Origin of the sequence: Pseudomonas sp. CFSAN084952 (genome assembly GCF_009648855.1) — a bacterium.
Lineage (GTDB): Bacteria > Pseudomonadota > Gammaproteobacteria > Pseudomonadales > Pseudomonadaceae > Aquipseudomonas > Aquipseudomonas paracarnis.
Genome location: NZ_CP045767.1, coordinates 4,340,319 through 4,360,508, shown reverse-complemented (window position 1 = coordinate 4,360,508; position 20,190 = coordinate 4,340,319). Strand labels below are relative to the sequence as shown.

Sequence of the window (20,190 nt, the reverse complement as noted above, 5' to 3'; positions counted from 1 at the left end):
AATGAGCTTTTTTATCTCTAACGCCATGGCTGACGCCGCTGCGCCTGCTGCTGCCGGCCCTATGGGCGGTGGTTTCGAGTGGATTTTCCTGGTCGGCTTCCTGGTCATCTTCTACCTGATGATCTGGCGTCCACAGGCCAAGCGCGCCAAAGAGCAGAAAAACCTGCTGGGCAGCCTGCAAAAAGGCGACGAAGTCGTGACCACTGGCGGTATCGCCGGCAAGATCACCAAGGTCTCCGATGCTTTCGTGGTACTGGAAGTCTCCGACACCGTGGAAATGAAGTTCCAGAAGGGCGCCATCGCCGCCACGCTGCCTAAAGGCACGCTCAAAGCGATCTGAGTAACAACCTTTACCAATCGACGGGGCGCGCAAGGCGCCCCGCGTTATAAGCGGGCGGCGTGATGCTGAACAAATACCCTCTGTGGAAATACGTACTGATCCTGGCGGTGCTGGCGATCGGTTTTATTTATTCCGCTCCCAATCTCTATCCTGATGACCCGGCGATCCAGATCTCTGGCGCCAGCACTTCGCTGCAGGTCAATCAGGCTGACCTGGACCGTGCGAGCAAAGCGCTCACCGACGCGGGTATCCAGGTTAAAGCGGCAACCTTGGCGGCTGGATCCAAAGGCGGCTTGTTGCGCCTGACCAAGCAAGAAGACCAATTGCCGGCCAAAGATGTCGTACGCAAGGCCATGGGTGACGACTACGTTGTCGCGCTCAACCTGGCCCAGACCACGCCACAATGGCTGCGCAGCATTGGCGCGCACCCGATGAAGCTGGGTCTGGACTTGTCCGGCGGTGTGCACTTCCTGCTGGAAGTCGACATGGACAAGGCCCTGGACGCACGTCTGAAGGTCTACGAAGGCGACGTGAAGAGCCTCCTGCGCAAAGAGAAGCTGCGTTATCGCAGCCTGCCGCAGCTCAATGGCGCCATCCAGTTGGGCTTTGCTGACGAAGCATCCCGCGAACAGGCCCGTGCGCTGATCCGCAAGAACTTCAATGACTTCGACATCGTGCCTGCCGACCTGAACGGCCAAGCGGTACTGCGTCTGGCGATGAGCCCGGCCAAGATCGCTGAAATCCGCGAATACTCCATCAAGCAGAACCTGACCACGGTCCGTAACCGCGTCAACGAGCTGGGTGTGGCAGAGCCGATCGTGCAGCGCCAGGGCGCCAACCGCATCGTGGTTGAGCTGCCAGGCGTACAGGACACCGCTGAAGCCAAGCGTATCCTCGGCAAGACCGCCAACCTGGAGTTCCGTCTCGCGGCAGACCCAGGCGCTACGCGTGCCACTTCCGAAGAATTCGAATTCCGCGAAGGCAACCGCCCTCCAGCGCTGATCGAGCGTGGTTTGATCATCACCGGTGACCAGGTGACCGACGCCAAGGCCGGTTTCGGCGAGCACGGCACGCCTGAAGTGAACATCCGTCTGGATGGCCATGGCGGCGAACTGATGAGCCGCGCCACGCGCAGCAACGTTGGTCGCAGCATGGCGGTGATCTTCATCGAGCAGCGCCCGGTGACCACCTACACCAAGCAAATGGTCAATGGCGTCGAGAAAGACGTGCCGGTGCAGACCTTCAAGGAAGAGAAGAAGATCATCAGCCTGGCGACCATCCAGTCGCCGCTGGGTGCTCAGTTCCGTATCACTGGCCTGAACGGCCAGGGCGAGTCTTCCGAGCTGGCGTTGCTGCTGCGTGCCGGTGGCCTGGCTGCACCGATGTACTTCGCTGAAGAGCGTACCATCGGCCCGAGCCTGGGTGCCGACAACATCACCAAAGGTGTCGATGCGGCGCTGTGGGGTATGTTGTTCGTGTCGCTGTTCATCATCGCCATCTACCGCTTCTTTGGTGTGATCGCCACTGTCGCCCTGGCGGGCAACATGGTGATGCTGCTGGCGTTGATGTCGTTGCTGGGCGCCACACTGACCCTGCCAGGTATCGCCGGTATCGTACTCACCATGGGTATGGCGGTGGACGCCAACGTGCTGATCTTCTCGCGGATTCGTGAGGAGATCACCGCCGGTATGACCGTGCAGCGTGCAATCAACGAAGGCTTCGGCCGGGCATTTACCGCGATCCTCGACTCCAACCTGACCACACTGTTGGTCGGCGGGATTCTCTTCGCCATGGGCACAGGCCCGGTGAAAGGTTTTGCGGTGACCATGTCCCTCGGGATCTTTACCTCGATGTTCACGGCCATCATGGTGACCCGCGCAATGGTCAACCTGATCTTTGGCGGGCGTGACTTCAAGAAGTTGTGGATTTAAGGGGCTGCCATGTTACGTACAATCAACTTCATGGGCGTTCGCAATATTGCGTTCGGCGTCACCGTGCTCCTTACCGTTCTGGCGTTGTTCAGCTGGTTCCATAAGGGCCTGAACTACGGCCTGGACTTCACCGGCGGTACGCTCATCGAGCTGACCTATGAGAAGCCGGCCGACGTTACCCTGGTGCGCAGCGAGCTGGTCAAGGCCGGCTATCACGAAGCCGTGGTGCAGAGCTTTGGTGCCACCACCGACCTGCTGGTACGCATGCCTGGTGAAGACCCGCAACTGGGTCATCAGGTAGCCGAGGCCTTGCAGAAGGTCGGCGGCGATAACCCGGCGTCGGTCAAGCGCGTCGAGTTCGTCGGCCCGCAAGTGGGTGAAGAACTGCGCGATCAGGGCGGCCTCGGCATGCTGATGGCGCTGGTCGGCATCATGATCTACCTGGCATTCCGCTTTCAGTGGAAGTTCGGTGTCGGCGCCATTGTGTCGCTGATCCACGACGTGATCGTGACCGTGGGTATCCTGGCCTACTTCCAGATCACCTTCGATCTGACCGTATTGGCAGCTGTGCTGGCGATCATTGGTTATTCGCTCAACGACACCATCGTGGTCTTCGACCGGGTTCGTGAGAACTTCCGGGTGCTGCGCAAGGCGACGTTGATCGAGAACATCAATATCTCCACCACGCAGACCCTGCTGCGGACCATGGCGACGTCGATCTCCACCTTGCTGGCGATTGCTGCGCTGATGATCTTCGGTGGCGATAACCTGTGGGGCTTCTCCCTGGCGCTGTTTATCGGCGTTCTGGCGGGTACCTACTCGTCGATCTACATCGCCAACGTGGTGCTGATCTGGCTGAACCTCAACAGCGAAGACTTGATCCCTCCTGCCGCTACCGACAAGGAGGTCGACGACCGTCCTTGATGGGCGTTTGTTGATCCGCTGTTACAAGAAAGGCGCGAGTATTGAACTCGCGCCTTTTTTTTTGCTCCAAGGCTGGGTATAGCGCGGATCTTTCGGTCCGCTTGTGATGGTCAGGAGGTTCATGTGAACAAGTCGTTGCTGGTTGGTGCGGTATTGGGTGCTGTCGGTGTGACTGCCGGAGGCGCTGTTGCCACCTACAGCCTGGTAAAAAGCGGCCCTGAGTATGCGCAAGTACTGGCGGTACAGCCGGTGAAAACCCAGATCAAAACCCCGCGTGAGGTCTGCAAGGACGTCACCGTGACCCGACAGCGTCCGGTGCAGGACCAACATCAAATCGCCGGTACCGTGGTGGGCGCCCTTGCGGGTGGCCTGCTGGGCAACCAGATTGGTGGCGGTAACGGTAAGAAGCTGGCCACCGTGGCCGGTGCGGTCGGTGGTGGCTACGCCGGTAACAAGGTTCAGGAAGGTATGCAGAACCGCGATACCTACACCACTACGCAAACTCGCTGTAACACCGTTAACGACATCAGTGACAAGGTGGTCGGTTATGACGTGCGTTACAACCTGGACGGCAAGGAAGGTACCGTGCGTATGGAGCGCGACCCTGGCAGCCAGATCCCGGTGGATAAGGAAGGTCGTCTGATCCTAGGTCAGAACCAGCAGTAATCCCAAGCCTTGCAAGGTTCAAGTGTGGGAGCTGGCTTGCCTGCGATGGCGGTGGGTCAGTAACCCGTGAGTTGGCTGGCAGGCTGTTATCGCAGGCAAGCCAGCTCCCACATTGGCTTGTATTGAGTCAGTTGGAATTGGTTTTTTGCTAAATCCCAGGCATAAAAAAAGCACCCCGAGGGGTGCTTTTTTTGTGCTCGCTCGCTTAGCGCTTCAGCGAAGCCGGCAGGTGCGGCTGGATCGCCGTCAGTACTGCCTTGAAGCATTTGGTGTTGCCAGCCACGACGTGGCCTTTCTCCAGGAAGTCATGACCACCGGTGAAGTCGCTCACCAGGCCGCCCGCTTCCTGAATCAGCAGGGCGCCTGCTGCCATGTCCCATTCGGACAGGCCCGACTCCCAGAACGCATCAAAGCGACCGGCGGCTACATACGCCAGGTCCAGGCTGGCTGCACCGGCGCGGCGGATGCCGGCGGTCTGGCCAACCAGGGCGCGGAACATACCCAGGTAGTTTTCCAGATTGTCCATCTGGTCGTCACGGAATGGGAAGCCGGTACCCAGCAGAGCGCCTTCCAGGCTGGTGCGGCCGCTGACACGCAGGCGACGACCGTTCAGTTGGGCGCCACGACCACGGCTGGCGGTGAATTCTTCCTGGCGAACCGGGTCCAGCACGACGGCGTGTTCCAGGCGGCCACGGTATTTGCAAGCGATGCTCACGGCAAAGTGCGGGATGCCGCGCAGGAAGTTGGTGGTGCCATCCAGTGGGTCGATGATCCACAGGTAGTCTTCGCCTTCACCGCTGCCTTTGTGCAGGCCGGTTTCTTCACCGAGGATACCGTGGGTAGGGTAGGCCTTGCGCAGAGCGTCGATGATTTTCTGTTCGGCGGCGCGATCCACCTCGGATACATAATCCTTGGCGTCTTTTTCGTCGACCTTGATGGTATCCAGGCGCTCGATGGAGCGGAAGATCAATTCACTGGCGCTGCGGGCGGCGCGCAGCGCGATATTCAGCATGGGCTGCATGGATAGGTCACCTAAGGTTGTTAAAGAAAGCCGAGCATTCTAGCAGAAACTTTCCTCAGGTGAAGGACGACGTTCGCTTTCATGGCATAACCTTAGGCGGTTCTGTAAGATTTGCTCCCCTTTCCTGTGTCCGCGAGCGCCTCCCTTGCTGCAAAACATTCGTGTCGTCTTGGTCAATACCAGTCATCCCGGCAACATCGGCGGGGTGGCGCGAGCCATGAAAAACATGGGGCTGACGCGCCTGGTGCTGGTCGAACCGCGGGTATTCCCGCACCACGAGGCGGATGCCCGTGCGTCCGGCGCCAATGACTTGCTTGAAAATGCCCAGGTGGTCGCCACCTTGGAGGACGCCTTGGTCGGCTGCAATCTGGTGCTCGGCACCAGCGCCCGTGACCGTCGTATCCCTTGGCCGCTGCTGGATCCGCGCGAATGCGGCACTAAAGTGGTGGAGGAGGCTGCTGGCGGCGCTGAGATCGCCTTGGTATTCGGCCGTGAGGACTCCGGCCTGACCAACGAAGAGCTGCAGCGATGTCATTACCACGTGCATATCCCATCAGACCCTGAGTTCAGCTCGCTGAACCTCGGGGCTGCGGTGCAGGTGCTGACTTACGAAGTGCGCATGGCCTGGCTGGCCGCTGCCGGCCAGCCGAGCAAGGTGGAAAAGGAAGAGGTTGCATCGACCAAAAGTGGTGAGTTGGCCACCATGGACGAGCTGGAACGGTTCTATGAGCACCTGGAGCAAACCCTGGTCGCCATCGAATTCCTCGACCCTGAAAAGCCACGGCACTTGATGGCGCGCCTGCGTCGTTTGTACGGCCGCAGCTCGGTGAGCCGGGCTGAAATGAACATATTGCGTGGCATCCTCACGGAAACCCAGAAAGCGGCCCGTGGTGAGCTTCTTAAGCGGAAGGATTAAAAATGTTCGAGCGTTTGCGAGAAGATATCCAAAGTGTTTTCCACCGTGACCCGGCGGCGCGCAACGCCTTTGAAGTGCTGACCTGCTACCCGGGCATGCACGCGATCTGGATCCACCGCCTGTCCGGCGCCCTGTGGGGCATGGGCTGGAAGTGGCTGGCGCGGCTGGTATCGAACTTTGGACGTTGGTTGACCGGTATCGAGATCCACCCGGGTGCCAAGGTGGGCCGTCGGTTCTTTATCGATCACGGCATGGGCATCGTGATTGGCGAGACAGCCGAGATCGGCGATGACGTCACCCTCTATCAAGGCGTGACCCTGGGCGGCACCACCTGGAATAAGGGTAAGCGCCACCCAACGCTGGGCGATGGGGTGGTAGTAGGGGCGGGCGCCAAGGTGCTCGGGCCGTTTACCGTGGGTGCGGGCGCGAAGGTTGGCTCCAACGCGGTAGTGACCAAGGCTGTGCCGCCGGGTGCCACGGTTGTGGGTATTCCAGGCCGCATCATCGTCAAGCCGCAAGACGGTGATGAGCAAGAGGCCAAGCGCAAGGCGATGGCCGAAAAGATTGGTTTCGATGCCTATGGCGTTAGTGAAGACATGCCCGATCCAGTGGCTCGTGCTATTGGTCAATTGCTTGATCATCTGCAGGCGGTGGATGGCAAGCTGGAGGGCATGTGCGGGGCGCTGAAGGAGCTGGGCAGCCCGTACTGCGCCAAAGACCTGCCTGAACTGCGTGAAGAGGATTTTGCTGAGATCAAGGACGAGGCCGCTACCACCAAGGCGGGCTGAATGCGGACTCTTGTGGGAGCTGGCTTGCCTGCGATAGCTGTCTATCAGCTTGCTTATAGGTTGCTGGCCCACCGCAATCGCAGGCAAGCCAGCTCCCACATTTGATCTCCATTGGCTCGGTGGTCTTGCAGCAGGCCTGGTTGCGCTGTTCGATCCCACCCCATCCTGCTATGATTCGCGCGCCCTTTTTACGGGTATTCCTGACTAAAGTACTAGGTCTTATAGTTGACTTAAATACTCGGGAATCGCATACTTGCTCCCATTCTGAAACACCTTGGTACTTGTCCATGAGACTGACTACAAAAGGCCGATACGCGGTGACCGCCATGCTCGACTTGGCCTTGCACGCGCAAACTGGGCCGGTGTCCCTGGCCGATATCTCCGAGCGCCAAGGCATTTCCCTGTCCTATCTCGAGCAGTTGTTCGCCAAATTGCGCCGTAGCAATCTGGTTTCCAGCGTTCGCGGTCCGGGTGGTGGCTATCAGTTGTCCCGCGACATGCAGGGCATTCAGGTGGCCCAGGTGATCGACGCGGTCAACGAATCCGTCGATGCCACCAAATGCCAGGGTTTGGGTGACTGCCATGCCGGTGACACCTGCCTGACGCACCACTTGTGGTGTGACTTGAGCCTGCAGATCCATGAGTTTTTGAGTGGTATCAGCTTGGCTGATCTTGTGACTCGCCGTGAGGTGCAAGAAGTAGCCCAGCGTCAGGACCAGCGCCGTTGCAACACCAAGGCGCCGCGTCTGGACAAGATTGAAGCGTCCGCCGTCGAGTGACAGCCGAAGAGCTAACGGCACGCCAGCCAGCCTGATTTAGGAGAAAGTCCATGAAATTGCCGATTTACCTTGATTACTCAGCGACCACCCCGGTTGATCCGCGTGTCGCGCAAAAAATGAGCGAATGCCTGCTGGTCGACGGAAACTTCGGCAACCCGGCCTCCCGTTCCCACGTATTCGGCTGGAAAGCCGAGGAAGCGGTCGAGAACGCTCGTCGCCAAGTCGCTGACCTGGTCAATGCCGACCCGCGCGAAATCGTCTGGACCTCTGGTGCCACCGAGTCCGACAACCTGGCTATCAAGGGCGCGGCGCATTTCTACGCGACCAAAGGCAAGCACCTGATCACCACCAAGATTGAGCACAAGGCTGTCCTGGACACCATGCGCCAACTGGAGCGTGAAGGTTTCGAGGTTACCTACCTTGAGCCAACCACCGACGGTATCGTCACCCCGGCCATGATCGAAGCCGCGATGCGTGAAGACACCATCCTGGTTTCGGTGATCCACGTGAACAACGAAATCGGCACTATCAACGACATCGCCGCCATCGGCGAGCTGACTCGCTCCAAGGGCGTGTTGCTCCACGTCGACGCTGCTCAGTCCACTGGCAAGGTCGATATCGACCTGTCCAAGCTGAAAGTCGACCTGATGTCGTTCTCGGCCCACAAGACTTACGGCCCTAAAGGCATCGGTGCTCTCTACGTAAGCCGCAAGCCGCGCGTACGTATCGAGGCCACCATGCATGGCGGCGGTCACGAGCGCGGCATGCGTTCGGGCACCCTGGCGACCCACCAGATCGTCGGCATGGGCGAAGCTTTCCGTGTGGCCAAGGAAGACATGGCTGCCGAAAACGTGCGCATCAAGGCCCTGAGCGATCGCTTCTACAAGCAGGTCGAAAACCTTGAAGAGCTGTACATCAACGGCAGCATGACCGCTCGTGTACCGCACAACCTGAATTTGAGCTTCAACTACGTCGAAGGCGAGTCGCTGATCATGGCGCTCAAGGACCTGGCGGTATCGTCCGGTTCGGCCTGCACCTCGGCGTCCCTTGAGCCTTCGTACGTACTGCGCGCCCTGGGCCGCAACGACGAACTGGCCCACAGCTCGATCCGCTTTACGTTCGGCCGCTTCACCACCGAAGAGCAAGTCGACTACGCCGCGCAGAAGGTCTGCGAAGCCGTCAACAAGCTGCGCGTTCTGTCGCCACTGTGGGACATGTACAAAGACGGTGTCGATATTTCCAAGATCGAGTGGGCGGCACACTAACTATAGAAGCCGCCACCCAAGCTCTGTAGGAACGTGGCGGAAAACGCAGGCGTTTCTACAGGGTTCCAGAGCGGCCCTGATGAGTGAGGATTCAGTACCATGGCTTACAGCGAAAAGGTCATCGACCACTACGAAAACCCGCGCAACGTCGGCAAGATGAACGCGGAAGATCCAGATGTCGGCACCGGCATGGTCGGCGCCCCGGCGTGCGGCGATGTAATGCGCCTGCAGATCAAGGTCAATGATGCTGGCGTTATCGAAGACGCCAAATTCAAGACTTACGGCTGCGGTTCGGCCATCGCCTCCAGCTCCCTGGCGACCGAATGGATGAAAGGCAAGACCCTGGATGAGGCTGTCACCATCAGCAACACCCAGCTGGCCGAAGAACTGGCGTTGCCGCCAGTGAAAATCCACTGCTCCGTACTCGCTGAAGATGCCATCAAGGCAGCTGTTCGCGACTACAAGCAGAAGAAAGGCTTGATCTAAGCATTTGGCGACGAGTAAGGAGTCAACGATGGCTATCAGCATGACAGAAGCGGCTGCGCAGCACATTCGCCGCTCCCTGAATGGGCGCGGTAAAGGTGAGGGGATTCGTCTGGGTGTACGCACCACGGGCTGTTCCGGCCTTGCCTACGTGCTGGAGTTTGTCGACGAGGTGGTTGAAGAGGATCAAGTGTTCGAAAGTCACGGCGAGAAAGTGATCATCGACCCCAAGAGCCTGACCTACCTGGACGGCACCGAACTCGATTTCGTCAAGGAAGGGTTGAACGAAGGTTTCAAGTTCAACAACCCTAACGTGCGCGGTGAATGTGGCTGCGGCGAAAGCTTCAACATCTGAGGCTACTCGTGGGTACTCCTTGTCATTTCGCTTTATTCGAGCTGCAGCCGAGCTTTCGGCTGGACCTTGAGCAGCTCGCCACGCGCTACCGTGAATTGGCGCGTGGGGTGCATCCGGACCGCTTCGCTGACGCTTCCGAGCGTGAGCAGCGCTTGGCCCTTGAGCAATCGGCCAGCCTCAACGAAGCCTATCAGACGCTCAAAAGCCCCCCCAAACGCGCGCGCTATTTGCTGGCGATGAAGGGCGGTGAGTTGCCGATGGAGGTCACCGTGCATGATCCGGACTTCCTGATGCAGCAGATGCAATGGCGTGAAGAACTCGAAGAACTGCAGGACGAAGCCGATGTGGCGGGTGTCGCGGTCTTCAAGCGTCGTCTGAAAACCGCCCAGGATGAGCTCAACGAAAGCTTCGCAGCCTGTTGGGATGATGCGGCGCAACGCGAACAGGCCGAGCGCCTGATGCGGCGCATGCAGTTTCTCGACAAGCTCACCTACGAAGTGCGCCAGCTAGAAGAGCGCCTCGACGATTAACCCAGTGCTGCCCGTGATGCACGCCTGATAGACAGATAAGACCTGATTACCATGGCTCTACTGCAAATCGCCGAACCCGGCCAAAGCCCTCAACCGCACCAGCGTCGCCTGGCGGTCGGGATTGACCTGGGCACCACCAATTCCCTGGTTGCTGCCTTGCGCAGCGGCCTGTCCGAGCCACTGCCTGACGCCGATGGGCAGGTGATCCTGCCGTCCGCTGTGCGTTATCACGCAGATCGCACTGAAGTGGGCGAGTCGGCCAAGCTCGCCGCGTCCGCAGACCCCTTGAACACGGTGTTGTCGGTCAAGCGCTTGATGGGTCGTGGGTTGTCCGACGTCAAGCAATTGGGTGACCAACTGCCGTACCGCTTTGTCGGCGGCGAGTCCCATATGCCGTTCATCGACACCGTCCAGGGGCCCAAGAGCCCGGTCGAAGTGTCGGCCGATATTCTCAAGGTGCTGCGCCAGCGTGCGGAAAATACCTTGGGTGGTGAGCTGGTAGGGGCGGTTATCACCGTTCCGGCGTATTTCGATGACGCCCAGCGTCAAGCCACCAAGGACGCGGCGAAACTTGCCGGCCTGAACGTGCTGCGCTTGCTCAACGAGCCGACTGCGGCAGCTGTGGCCTACGGCCTCGATCAACACGCTGAAGGCCTGGTCGCTATTTATGACCTGGGCGGCGGTACCTTCGATATTTCGATCCTGCGCCTGACCGGCGGTGTGTTCGAAGTGCTCGCGACCGGCGGCGACAGTGCCCTGGGTGGCGATGATTTCGATCACGCCATTGCTGGCTGGATCATCAGCAGTGCCGGCTTGTCGGCTGATCTGGACCCAGGCGCGCAGCGCAACCTGCTGCAAACTGCCTGCGCGGCCAAAGAGGCGCTGACTGACGCTGCTTCTGTTGACGTTTGCTACGGTAATTGGTCGGCCCCACTGACTCGCGAAGCCTTTGATGCGCTGATCGAGCCGATGGTCGCCCGCAGCCTCAAGGCCTGCCGTCGTGCTGTGCGTGATTCCGGTATCGAGTTGGAGGACGTTGGCGCAGTGGTCATGGTAGGCGGTTCCACCCGCGTGCCGCGCGTGCGTGAAGCGGTAGCCGAAGCCTTTGGGCGCCAACCACTGACCGAAATCGACCCGGATCAAGTGGTCGCCATCGGCGCTGCCATCCAGGCCGATACCCTGGCTGGTAACAAGCGTGATGGCGGCGAATTGCTGTTGCTCGACGTGATTCCGCTGTCGCTAGGCCTGGAAACCATGGGCGGCCTGATGGAGAAGGTGATTCCGCGTAACACCACCATCCCCGTCGCGCGCGCCCAGGACTTCACCACCTACAAAGACGGTCAGACAGCCATGATGATTCATGTGCTGCAAGGTGAGCGCGAGCTGATCAGCGACTGCCGTTCCCTGGCGCGCTTTGAATTGCGTGGCATTCCGGCGATGGTCGCGGGCGCGGCGAAAATTCGCGTGACCTTCCAGGTCGATGCCGATGGCCTGCTCAGTGTCGCTGCGCGCGAACTGGCGTCTGGCGTTGAAGCCAGCATCCAGGTCAAGCCGTCCTACGGCCTCACCGATGGCGAAATCGCCAAGATGCTCAAGGATTCATTCCAGTATGCCGGTGACGACAAGGTCGCCCGCGTATTGCGCGAGCAACAAGTGGATGCCCAGCGTCTGCTCGAAGCGGTGCAGGGCGCCCTTGAAGCCGACGGCGAGCGCTTGCTGGATGCCGAAGAGCGCATGGTCATTGACCTGCAAATGCAGGAACTGGCCGAACTGATGAAAGGCAACGATGGTTACGCCATCGAGCAACAGACCAAGCGCCTGTCGCAAGTCACTGATGCCTTTGCTGCCCGCCGTATGGATCAGACGGTTAAAGCCGCGCTGGCGGGCCGCAACCTGAATGAAATTGAGGAATAACTGATGCCGCAGGTCACTTTTCTACCGCACGCCGAACATTGCCCTGACGGCATGGTCGTGGAGGCTGAGACCGGCAAGTCCCTGCTTGACGTCGCCCATGACAACCACATCGAGATCGAAAGTGCTTGTGGCGGCGTCAATGCCTGCACCACGTGTCACTGCATCATTCGTAAAGGTTTCGACAGCCTCAATGAGGCTGACGACCTGGAAGAAGACTATCTTGATCGGGCGTGGGGCCTGGAGCCGACGTCGCGCCTGAGTTGTCAGGCGAAAGTGGGGACTGAAGACCTCACCGTCGAAATCCCGAAATATTCGCTCAACCATGCAGCCGAAGCGCCGCATTGATTCAAGGAAATGTCATGAGCCTGAAATGGGTTGATGTACAAGAAATCGCTATACAACTTGCGCAAGCTCATCCTGAGGTCAATCCTCTTACCGTGAACTTCGTCAAGCTGCGCGACCTCGTAATGGCACTGCCGGATTTTGACGACATCCCTGACCGGGGTGGCGAAAAGGTCCTTGAGGCGATTCAAGGCCTGTGGATCGAAGAAGCAGACTGAGCCGCCTTTTTACGCAGTTAGGCAATACCCAATAACCCGCGTATAATTCGCGGGTTTAATTTTTCGTAAATTACCGTTTCTGGAGTTACACCATGGCTGTTCAACGTACTTTCTCCATCATCAAGCCTGACGCTGTTGCAAAAAACGTCATCGGCGAGATCACCACTCGTTTCGAAAAAGCCGGCCTGAAGGTTGTAGCTTCGAAACTCAAGCAACTGTCCAAGGCTGAAGCTGAAGGCTTCTACGCTGAGCACAGCGCTCGTGGCTTCTTCGGCGACCTGGTTGCCTTCATGATCTCCGGTCCTGTTGTTGTTCAGGTTCTGGAAGGCGAAAACGCTATCGCTCTGAACCGTGAGCTGATGGGCGCTACCAACCCTAAAGAAGCTGCTGCCGGCACCATCCGTGCTGACTTCGCTGAATCCATCGACGCCAACGCTGTTCACGGCTCGGACTCCGAAGCTGCCGCGGCTCGCGAAATCTCGTACTTTTTCGCTGCTACTGAAGTAACCGCTCGCTAAGCATCGGCTTAAAGAGTGAGGGTGAATCCATGACTACATCGACTGTTAAAACCAACCTGCTGGGTCTGACTCAGCCGGAAATGGAGAAATTCTTCGACTCAATCGGGGAGAAGCGTTTCCGTGCCGGTCAGGTAATGAAGTGGATTCACCACTTTGGCGTCGACGATTTCGACGCCATGACGAACGTCAGCAAGGCCCTGCGCGACAAGCTCAAGGCCATTGCCGAGGTGCGTGGTCCCGAAGTGGTCAGCGAGGACATTTCCAGCGACGGTACCCGTAAATGGGTGGTGCGCGTGGCGTCCGGTAGCTGTGTCGAGACCGTGTACATTCCCCAGGGCAAGCGCGGCACATTGTGCGTTTCGTCCCAGGCAGGCTGTGCCCTGGACTGCAGTTTCTGCTCCACCGGCAAGCAAGGCTTCAATAGCAACCTCACCGCCGCCGAAGTCATCGGCCAAGTGTGGATTGCCAACAAATCCTTTGGCAGCGTCCCGGCGACCGTCGACCGTGCCATCACCAACGTGGTGATGATGGGCATGGGTGAGCCGCTGCTGAATTTCGACAACGTGATTGCGGCCATGCATTTGATGATGGACGACCTGGGCTACGGCATCTCCAAGCGCCGTGTGACCCTGTCGACCTCCGGCGTGGTACCGATGATCGATGAGCTGGCCAAGCACATCGACGTCTCCCTCGCGTTGTCGCTGCACGCACCTAATGACGCATTGCGTAACCAATTGGTGCCGATCAACAAGAAGTATCCGCTTAAGATGCTGCTCGAATCGTGCCAGCGTTATATGGCGACCCTGGGTGAGAAGCGTGTGCTGACCATTGAGTACACCATGCTCAAGGACGTCAACGACAAGCTGGAGCACGCGGTCGAGATGATCGAATTGCTCAAGGACACCCCGTGCAAGATCAACTTGATCCCGTTCAACCCGTTTCCTCATTCTGGTTACGAGCGGCCGAGCAACAACGCCATCCGTCGTTTCCAGGATCAACTGCACCAGGCCGGCTATAACGTCACTGTGCGAACCACTCGTGGTGAAGACATCGATGCCGCCTGTGGCCAATTGGTAGGGCAGGTGATGGACCGCACCCGCCGCAGTGAGCGTTACATCGCCGTGCGCGAACTTAACGCCGCTGAAGATTTGCCGCAAATCGCTGTGAATCGAATCTGAGAGGATCTCTATGCCCTTGCGCCTTGCGCTGCTTTTACTGTTTACCGGCCTCGTGGCCGGTTGCGTTTCATCGGGCCATGACAGCCCGTTGCGCACTGATAAAGGCCGTGATGAGGCGCGGGTTGCCTATGTGCAACTGGGTTTGGGGTACCTGCGCCAAGGCATGAGCGAGCAGGCCAAGGTGCCGTTGAAAAAGGCCCTTGAGCTGGACGCTGATGATGCCGATGCCAACGCCGCGCTGGCCCTGGTGTTTCAGGCTCAGGCTGAGCCCGAGCTGGCCGACCGCTATTTTCACAAGGCCCTGGCCTCCCGCCCTGCCGATCCGCGGCTGCTGAATAACTACGGCAGTTTCTTGTTCGAGCAGAAACGGTATGACCTGGCGTCACGTTATTTCCAGCAAGCCGCCACCGATACTCTCTACCCGCAGCGTTCGCGGGTGTTCGAGAACCTTGGTGTGACCTCGATGCGCCTCGGCCAGCGCGACAGCGCCCGCCAGCAACTGGAAAAAGCCCTGCACCTGAACAGTCGCCAGCCACGGGCATTACTCGAAATGGCTGAGTTGTCTTACGAAGACAGGCATTATGTGCCGGCACGTGACTATTACGAGCGTTTTAGCCTGCTCAGCGGGCAAAATGCACGTAGTCTATTGCTCGGTGTGCGCCTGGCGACGGTTCATGAAGAACACGACACGGCCGCACGTTTTGGCCAGCAACTCGAACGACTCTATCCCGGTACGCCGGAATATCAGCAATACCTGTCGGAGCAATGATGAAAGCCGCGCACCCGGAAGATGTAGCAGCTAATCGCGTCAACCCAGGCGAAACCTTGCGCCAGGCCCGCGAAAGCAATGGTTGGTCGCTGGCGGAAGTGGCCCTCAAGCTCAATTTGACCAGCACCTCCCTGGCCAACCTGGAAGCCGGCGCGTTCGATAAGCTGCCTGGGCATACCTTTGCCCGCGGCTATATCCGCGCCTACGCCAAATTGTTGGGTATCGACCAGGCCGTACTGGTGCAGGAATTCGACCAGTTCACCGGTACCGATGCACAGGGCAGTAATGTCCATGGCCTTGGGCGCATCGAAGAGCCAACGCGGGTTTCCCACACGATTTTGCGGATTGTCAGCCTGTTGTTGCTGGTTGCCGTGGTCGGCGGCGGTTTCGTCTGGTGGCAAGACCAAGCCTCCCTGCGCAGCAAAGACCTGACCAGCAACGCCATGGAGCACGTCGAAGTCGAAAGCGCCGATGGCACCACCCAGATTCATCCGCTGGACGAGCCGGAAGACCAGGCCGTGGTAGAAGGGCAAGCCGCGCCGCAAGCGCCGGCCACTGCCGAACAGCCCACGCCAGATGCTGGCGTGGACCCTGCTGCGGTACCGGCTCCGGCTGTTCCGACCGCTCCCGCAGCACCCGTGGCACAGGCTCCGGCGGTTCCTGCACCTGCGCCCCCTGCGCCAGCCGCACCCGCAGCGCCGGCGATGTCGCCTCCCACCACTCCGGCGTTGATCGCCGGCGACGGGCGCGTACAAATTACCTTCATCGCTGACTGCTGGACGCAAGTTACCGATGGCAACGGCAAAGTGCTGTTCAGCGGTTTGAAGCGTAAGGGCGATACGCTTGACCAGGGCGGCAAGCCTCCTTTGACGCTGCGTCTGGGCTTCGCCCGTGGCGCGCAAGTGGCCTACAACGGCCAGCCTGTAGACGTGGCGCCGTTCACCAGTGGCGAGACCGCTCGCCTCAAGTTGGGACAATAGTCATGCACGGCGAATCTCCAATCAAACGTCGCGTATCGCGCAAGATCTGGGTCGGCTCGGTGCCGGTGGGTGGCGATGCCCCTATCGCAGTGCAGAGCATGACCAACAGCGACACCAACGAAGTAGCGGCCACCGTGGCCCAGATCAACCGTCTGGAAGCGGCCGGTGTGGACATCGTGCGAGTTTCCGTACCAGACATGGACGCAGCCGAGGCCTTTGGTCGTATCAAGCAGTTGGTCAAGGTACCGCTGGTTGCCGACATTCACTTCGACTACAAGATCGCGTTGCGCGTGGCCGAACTGGGTGTGGACTGTCTGCGTATCAACCCCGGCAACATCGGGCGTGAAGACCGCGTGCGTGCTGTGGTGGACGCTGCCCGTGATCGCGGTATTCCGATCCGCATCGGCGTCAACGCCGGCTCCCTGGAAAAAGACCTGCAAAAGAAATACGGCGAGCCCACTCCGGCAGCGCTGGTCGAGTCGGCCCTGCGCCACGTTGAACACCTTGAACGTCTGAATTTCCAGGACTTCAAGGTCAGCGTAAAAGCTTCCGACGTGTTTATGGCGGTAGAAGCCTATCGCCTGCTGGCCAAGGAAATCGTGCAGCCGCTGCACTTGGGTATCACCGAAGCTGGCGGTTTGCGCTCAGGCACAGTGAAATCTGCGGTGGGTCTCGGTATGCTGCTCGCCGAAGGGATTGGCGATACTATCCGCATCTCCCTGGCGGCAGACCCCGTTGAGGAAGTGAAGGTCGGTTACGACATTCTAAAATCCCTGCGTTTGCGTTCCCGTGGTATCAACTTCATTGCCTGCCCGAGCTGCTCGCGGCAGAACTTCGACGTGGTGAAAACCATGAACGACCTGGAGTTGCGCCTCGAAGACCTGCTGGTGCCGCTGGATGTCGCAGTGATTGGTTGTGTGGTCAATGGGCCGGGCGAGGCCAAAGAGGCTCATGTGGGCCTGACCGGTGGTACACCAAACCTGATTTACATCGACGGCAAGCCGTCGCAGAAGCTAACGAATGACAATCTGGTGGACGAGCTGGAAAAGCTGATCCGCGAGAAAGCGGCCGAGAAGGTCGCCGCTGACGCAGCGCTGATCGCTCGCGGCTGATTGAACGAATTTAAGGATCTGATGTGAGCAAGTCTCTGCAAGCCATTCGTGGCATGAACGACATCCTGCCGGAGCAGACGCCACTGTGGCGCTACTTCGAGAGCACTGTCGCGCGCCTGCTGGATAACTACGGTTACAAGCAGATCCGTATGCCGATCGTCGAGTTCACCGAGCTGTTCAAACGCTCCATCGGTGAAGTGACCGACATCGTCGAAAAAGAGATGTACACCTTCGAAGACCGCAACGGCGACTCCCTGACCCTGCGTCCGGAAGGCACGGCCGCGTGCGTGCGTGCCGCACTGGAACATGGCATCACCGGTGGTGGCCAGACCCAGAAGCTCTGGTACATCGGCCCGATGTTCCGCCACGAGCGCCCGCAGAAAGGCCGTTACCGCCAGTTCCACCAGATCGGTTGCGAAGTTTTCAACCTGGACGGCCCGGACATCGACGCCGAGCTGATCGTGCTGACCTGGCGCCTATGGGGCCAACTGGGCATCCGCGATGCGGTCAAGCTTGAACTCAACAGCCTGGGCACCAGCGAGTCCCGGGGTCGCTATCGCGAAGCCCTGGTCGAGTACCTGTCGGCCCACCTGGACAAGCTGGACGAAGACAGCCAACGCCGTCTGAAGACCAACCCGTTGCGCGTGCTGGATACCAAGAACGCCGACACCCAGGCCGTGCTGGTCGATGCGCCGAAAATGGCTGATTACCTGGACGACGAGTCCCGCGTGCATTTCGAGGGCCTCAAGGCTCGTCTGGATGCAGCCGGTATTCCCTACGTGATCAACCCCAAGCTGGTGCGTGGCCTCGACTACTACAGCAAGACCGTGTTCGAGTGGGTCACCGACAAGCTCGGCGCCCAGGGCACCGTGTGTGCCGGTGGTCGCTACGATGGCCTGGTCGAGCAAATGGGCGGCAAGCCGACCCCGGGCGTAGGCTTTGCCATGGGCATCGAGCGGCTGATCCTGCTGCTGGAAACCCTGGAGCAGGTTCCGGAAGAGATTTCCCGCCAGGTGGACGTGTACCTGTGCGCTTTCGGCGAGGCTGCCGAACTGGCGGCCCTGGCCTTGAGCGAAAAAGTACGTGACCAGTTGCCCAACCTGCGCCTGCAGATCAATGCCGGCGCTGGTAGCTTCAAGAGCCAGTTCAAGAAGGCCGACAAGAGCGGTGCGCTTTACGCACTGATCCTCGGCGATGACGAGCTGGCCCAGCAAGTGATAGGTTTCAAACCCCTGCGTGGCCAGGGTGAACAACAGAACATTGCCTTTGATGCGCTCGCTGCGCACTTGGCCACCTGCATCGTGCAGGGTTGAAGCTGTCGAACAGCCGAATTTAGCGATTAAGGAGTATTGGGGTGTCGAGTACTGATGATGAGCAACTGGCCGAGTTCAAGGACTGGTGGCAGCGTAACGGCAAGCCCCTGGTCACAGGCGGCCTGCTGGCGCTAGTGGTGGTGTTCGGCTGGCAAGCCTGGACCAAGTATCAGGCCAACCAGTCCCAAGGTGCCTCGATCGTTTATCAGCAACTGCTGGAAACTACCCTGACCCCGGACGGCAAGCCTGACCCTGCGCAGGTGGCGGATCTGGCCGGCAAGCTGAAGAACGAATTCGGCGGTAGCACCTACGCCCAGTACGGCAGCCTGTTCGTCGCGAAAGTCGCGGTCGATACCGGCAAGCTGGATGACGCCGTCACCGAGCTGAAGGCCATTGCCGACAAGCCGACCAACCCGACCCTGGGTGAAATCGCACGTCAGCGCCTGGCACAGGTATTGGCGGCACAGAACAAGGCTGACGAAGCACTCAAACTGCTCGACGGCGATGCTGACAAGGCATTCGTGGCCACTCGCGAAGAGCTCAAGGGCGACCTGTTGGTCCAATTGGGCCGTACCGACGAAGCCCATGCTGCGTACCAAAAAGCCAAGGCGGCGCTGTCTGATGAAGCGGCGGTCGGTGGCTTACAAATCAAGCTCGACGACTTGGCCAAAGGGGATGCGTGACGTGATCCGTTGGAAACATGCAGCATTGCTGGCTCTGGCCGTTTTGGCCGCGGGTTGCAGCAGCAACAGCAAAAAAGAACTGCCTCCTGCCGAGCTGACCAGCTTCAAGGAAGAAGTGGTCCTGCAAAAACAATGGAGCCAATCCATTGGTGATGGGCAGGGCGACCTCTACAACCTGTTGCAGCCGGCGATTGACGGCGACAACATCGTGGCTACTGATTCCACTGGTGTCGTGGTTGCCATGGATCGCATGAACGGCGACGTCAAGTGGAAGAAAGACCTCGAACTGCCGGTTTCCGGCGGTGTGGGCGTCGGCTACGGCATGGTGCTGATCGGTACCCTCAAGGGTGACGTGGTCGCGCTGGACTCCAGCACCGGTGAAGAGAAATGGCGCGCTCGCGTGACCAGTGAAGTGCTCTCGGCACCGGCGACCAACGGCGATATCGTCGTGGTGCAAACCCAGGATGACCGCGTGATCGGCCTGGATGCCTCCACCGGCGACCAACGCTGGTTGTACGACAGCACCCCAGCGGTATTGACCCTGCGCGGTACCAGTGGTCCGATTGTGACCAACAACCTGGCCGTTGCTGGCCTGTCGACCGGTAAAGTGGTTGCCCTGAATACCCAGAACGGCGTGCCGGCCTGGGAAACCCGTGTGGCCATCCCGCAAGGTCGTTCCGAACTGGATCGCGTGGTCGACATCGACGGCGGCTTGCTGCTGTCGGGTGAAACCCTCTACGTCGCCACCTACCAGGGTCGTGTTGCCGCGCTGGACCTGCAAAGCGGTCGCATCAACTGGCAGCGTGATGCTTCCAGCTATGCGGGTGTCGCCCAAGGGTTTGGCAGCGTCTATGTGAGCCTGGCATCCGGCACCGTTGAGAGTGTGGATGAGCGTTCCACCACTGCACTGTGGAGCAATGACTCCCTGGCTCGCCGTCAATTGTCGGCACCGGAAGTCTTTTCCAGCTACGTCGCGGTGGGTGACTTCGAAGGCTACCTGCACCTGCTGAGCCAGGTGGACGGTCGTTTTGTCGGTCGCCAGCGTATCGACAGCGACGGCCTGCGTGCGCGTCCGCTGGTGGTGGGTAACATGCTTTATGTGTATGGCAACGGCGGCAAGCTGGAAGCCCTGACCATCAAGTAAAGGTTTGACTATGCTTGGGGT

23 protein-coding genes are annotated in these 20,190 nt (G+C 59.4%); 22 read left to right on the top strand and 1 reads right to left on the bottom strand.

Annotated features, from left to right (window positions below):
* The first annotated feature begins 1 nt into the window (after position 1).
* The 4 genes from yajC to GH769_RS19770 all read left to right on the top strand — a co-directional run bounded on the left by yajC (position 2) and on the right by GH769_RS19770 (position 3,861).
* Positions 2-340, top strand: a complete 339-nt coding sequence (gene yajC, locus GH769_RS19785; protein ID WP_003175975.1) for a preprotein translocase subunit YajC — start codon at positions 2-4, stop codon at positions 338-340.
* Between the two features lie 62 nt (positions 341-402).
* Complete coding sequence (gene secD / locus GH769_RS19780; RefSeq protein ID WP_032903671.1) at positions 403-2,271, top strand: protein translocase subunit SecD; 1,869 nt, start codon at positions 403-405, stop codon at positions 2,269-2,271.
* Positions 2,272-2,280: 9 nt separating this feature from the next.
* Positions 2,281-3,195 (top strand): protein translocase subunit SecF, encoded by a 915-nt coding sequence (secF, locus tag GH769_RS19775; protein WP_014719825.1) that lies wholly within the window; start codon positions 2,281-2,283, stop codon positions 3,193-3,195.
* A gap of 123 nt (positions 3,196-3,318) precedes the next feature.
* Positions 3,319-3,861, top strand: a complete 543-nt coding sequence (locus GH769_RS19770) for a glycine zipper 2TM domain-containing protein (protein ID WP_003194023.1) — start codon at positions 3,319-3,321, stop codon at positions 3,859-3,861.
* Between the two features lie 205 nt (positions 3,862-4,066).
* On the opposite strand, the gene suhB is transcribed toward GH769_RS19770, so the two are convergent.
* Positions 4,067-4,882 (bottom strand): inositol-phosphate phosphatase, encoded by an 816-nt coding sequence (suhB, locus tag GH769_RS19765; protein WP_005791195.1) that lies wholly within the window; start codon positions 4,880-4,882, stop codon positions 4,067-4,069.
* 145 nt (positions 4,883-5,027) lie between these two features.
* Between suhB and trmJ the strand changes: the two genes are divergently transcribed.
* The 18 genes from trmJ (at position 5,028) to bamB (ending at position 20,169) form a co-directional block, all read left to right on the top strand.
* Positions 5,028-5,798 carry a tRNA (cytosine(32)/uridine(32)-2'-O)-methyltransferase TrmJ gene (trmJ, locus tag GH769_RS19760; protein WP_014719824.1) on the top strand — a complete coding sequence of 257 codons (771 nt, stop codon included), beginning with the start codon at positions 5,028-5,030 and terminating at the stop codon, positions 5,796-5,798.
* A gap of 2 nt (positions 5,799-5,800) precedes the next feature.
* Positions 5,801-6,586, top strand: a complete 786-nt coding sequence (cysE, locus tag GH769_RS19755) for a serine O-acetyltransferase (protein WP_014719823.1) — start codon at positions 5,801-5,803, stop codon at positions 6,584-6,586.
* A gap of 287 nt (positions 6,587-6,873) precedes the next feature.
* A complete protein-coding gene (iscR, locus tag GH769_RS19750; RefSeq protein ID WP_003194020.1) occupies positions 6,874-7,365 on the top strand; it encodes a Fe-S cluster assembly transcriptional regulator IscR in 492 nt (163 codons plus the stop codon).
* 50 nt (positions 7,366-7,415) lie between these two features.
* Positions 7,416-8,630, top strand: coding sequence for an IscS subfamily cysteine desulfurase (locus tag GH769_RS19745; protein ID WP_003194019.1), 1,215 nt, complete (start codon positions 7,416-7,418; stop codon positions 8,628-8,630).
* A gap of 99 nt (positions 8,631-8,729) precedes the next feature.
* A complete protein-coding gene (gene iscU / locus GH769_RS19740) occupies positions 8,730-9,116 on the top strand; it encodes a Fe-S cluster assembly scaffold IscU (protein ID WP_003175965.1) in 387 nt (128 codons plus the stop codon).
* A gap of 28 nt (positions 9,117-9,144) precedes the next feature.
* The gene (gene iscA / locus GH769_RS19735) at positions 9,145-9,468 is read left to right on the top strand and encodes an iron-sulfur cluster assembly protein IscA (RefSeq protein WP_003209680.1); all 324 of its coding nucleotides are present in this window, start codon (positions 9,145-9,147) and stop codon (positions 9,466-9,468) included.
* Between the two features lie 8 nt (positions 9,469-9,476).
* Positions 9,477-9,998 carry a co-chaperone HscB gene (hscB, locus tag GH769_RS19730; RefSeq protein WP_014719822.1) on the top strand — a complete coding sequence of 174 codons (522 nt, stop codon included), beginning with the start codon at positions 9,477-9,479 and terminating at the stop codon, positions 9,996-9,998.
* Positions 9,999-10,049: 51 nt separating this feature from the next.
* Positions 10,050-11,912, top strand: coding sequence for a Fe-S protein assembly chaperone HscA (gene hscA / locus GH769_RS19725; protein WP_014719821.1), 1,863 nt, complete (start codon positions 10,050-10,052; stop codon positions 11,910-11,912).
* A gap of 3 nt (positions 11,913-11,915) precedes the next feature.
* On the top strand, positions 11,916-12,257 hold the full coding sequence (gene fdx, locus GH769_RS19720) for an ISC system 2Fe-2S type ferredoxin (RefSeq protein ID WP_005791182.1): 342 nt from the start codon (positions 11,916-11,918) through the stop codon (positions 12,255-12,257).
* Positions 12,258-12,271: 14 nt separating this feature from the next.
* Positions 12,272-12,472 (top strand): Fe-S cluster assembly protein IscX, encoded by a 201-nt coding sequence (gene iscX / locus GH769_RS19715; RefSeq protein ID WP_014719820.1) that lies wholly within the window; start codon positions 12,272-12,274, stop codon positions 12,470-12,472.
* A gap of 92 nt (positions 12,473-12,564) precedes the next feature.
* On the top strand, positions 12,565-12,990 hold the full coding sequence (gene ndk / locus GH769_RS19710) for a nucleoside-diphosphate kinase (protein WP_003175956.1): 426 nt from the start codon (positions 12,565-12,567) through the stop codon (positions 12,988-12,990).
* A gap of 29 nt (positions 12,991-13,019) precedes the next feature.
* Entirely contained in the window at positions 13,020-14,168 is a 1,149-nt protein-coding gene (gene rlmN / locus GH769_RS19705; RefSeq protein WP_003194014.1) for a 23S rRNA (adenine(2503)-C(2))-methyltransferase RlmN, read from the top strand.
* 10 nt (positions 14,169-14,178) lie between these two features.
* A complete protein-coding gene (gene pilW / locus GH769_RS19700; RefSeq protein WP_014719819.1) occupies positions 14,179-14,937 on the top strand; it encodes a type IV pilus biogenesis/stability protein PilW in 759 nt (252 codons plus the stop codon).
* Positions 14,937-15,917, top strand: coding sequence for a RodZ family helix-turn-helix domain-containing protein (locus tag GH769_RS19695; protein WP_032903672.1), 981 nt, complete (start codon positions 14,937-14,939; stop codon positions 15,915-15,917). Before pilW ends, GH769_RS19695 begins: the two co-directional genes overlap by 1 nt.
* A 2-nt stretch (positions 15,918-15,919) precedes the next feature.
* On the top strand, positions 15,920-17,029 hold the full coding sequence (gene ispG, locus GH769_RS19690; RefSeq protein WP_153649877.1) for a flavodoxin-dependent (E)-4-hydroxy-3-methylbut-2-enyl-diphosphate synthase: 1,110 nt from the start codon (positions 15,920-15,922) through the stop codon (positions 17,027-17,029).
* A gap of 23 nt (positions 17,030-17,052) precedes the next feature.
* On the top strand, positions 17,053-18,342 hold the full coding sequence (hisS, locus tag GH769_RS19685) for a histidine--tRNA ligase (RefSeq protein ID WP_032903674.1): 1,290 nt from the start codon (positions 17,053-17,055) through the stop codon (positions 18,340-18,342).
* A 41-nt stretch (positions 18,343-18,383) separates the two neighbouring features.
* Positions 18,384-19,025, top strand: a complete 642-nt coding sequence (locus tag GH769_RS19680) for a YfgM family protein (protein WP_014719816.1) — start codon at positions 18,384-18,386, stop codon at positions 19,023-19,025.
* Positions 19,018-20,169 (top strand): outer membrane protein assembly factor BamB, encoded by a 1,152-nt coding sequence (gene bamB, locus GH769_RS19675; RefSeq protein ID WP_032903676.1) that lies wholly within the window; start codon positions 19,018-19,020, stop codon positions 20,167-20,169. Before GH769_RS19680 ends, bamB begins: the two co-directional genes overlap by 8 nt.
* Positions 20,170-20,190 lie beyond the last annotated feature (21 nt).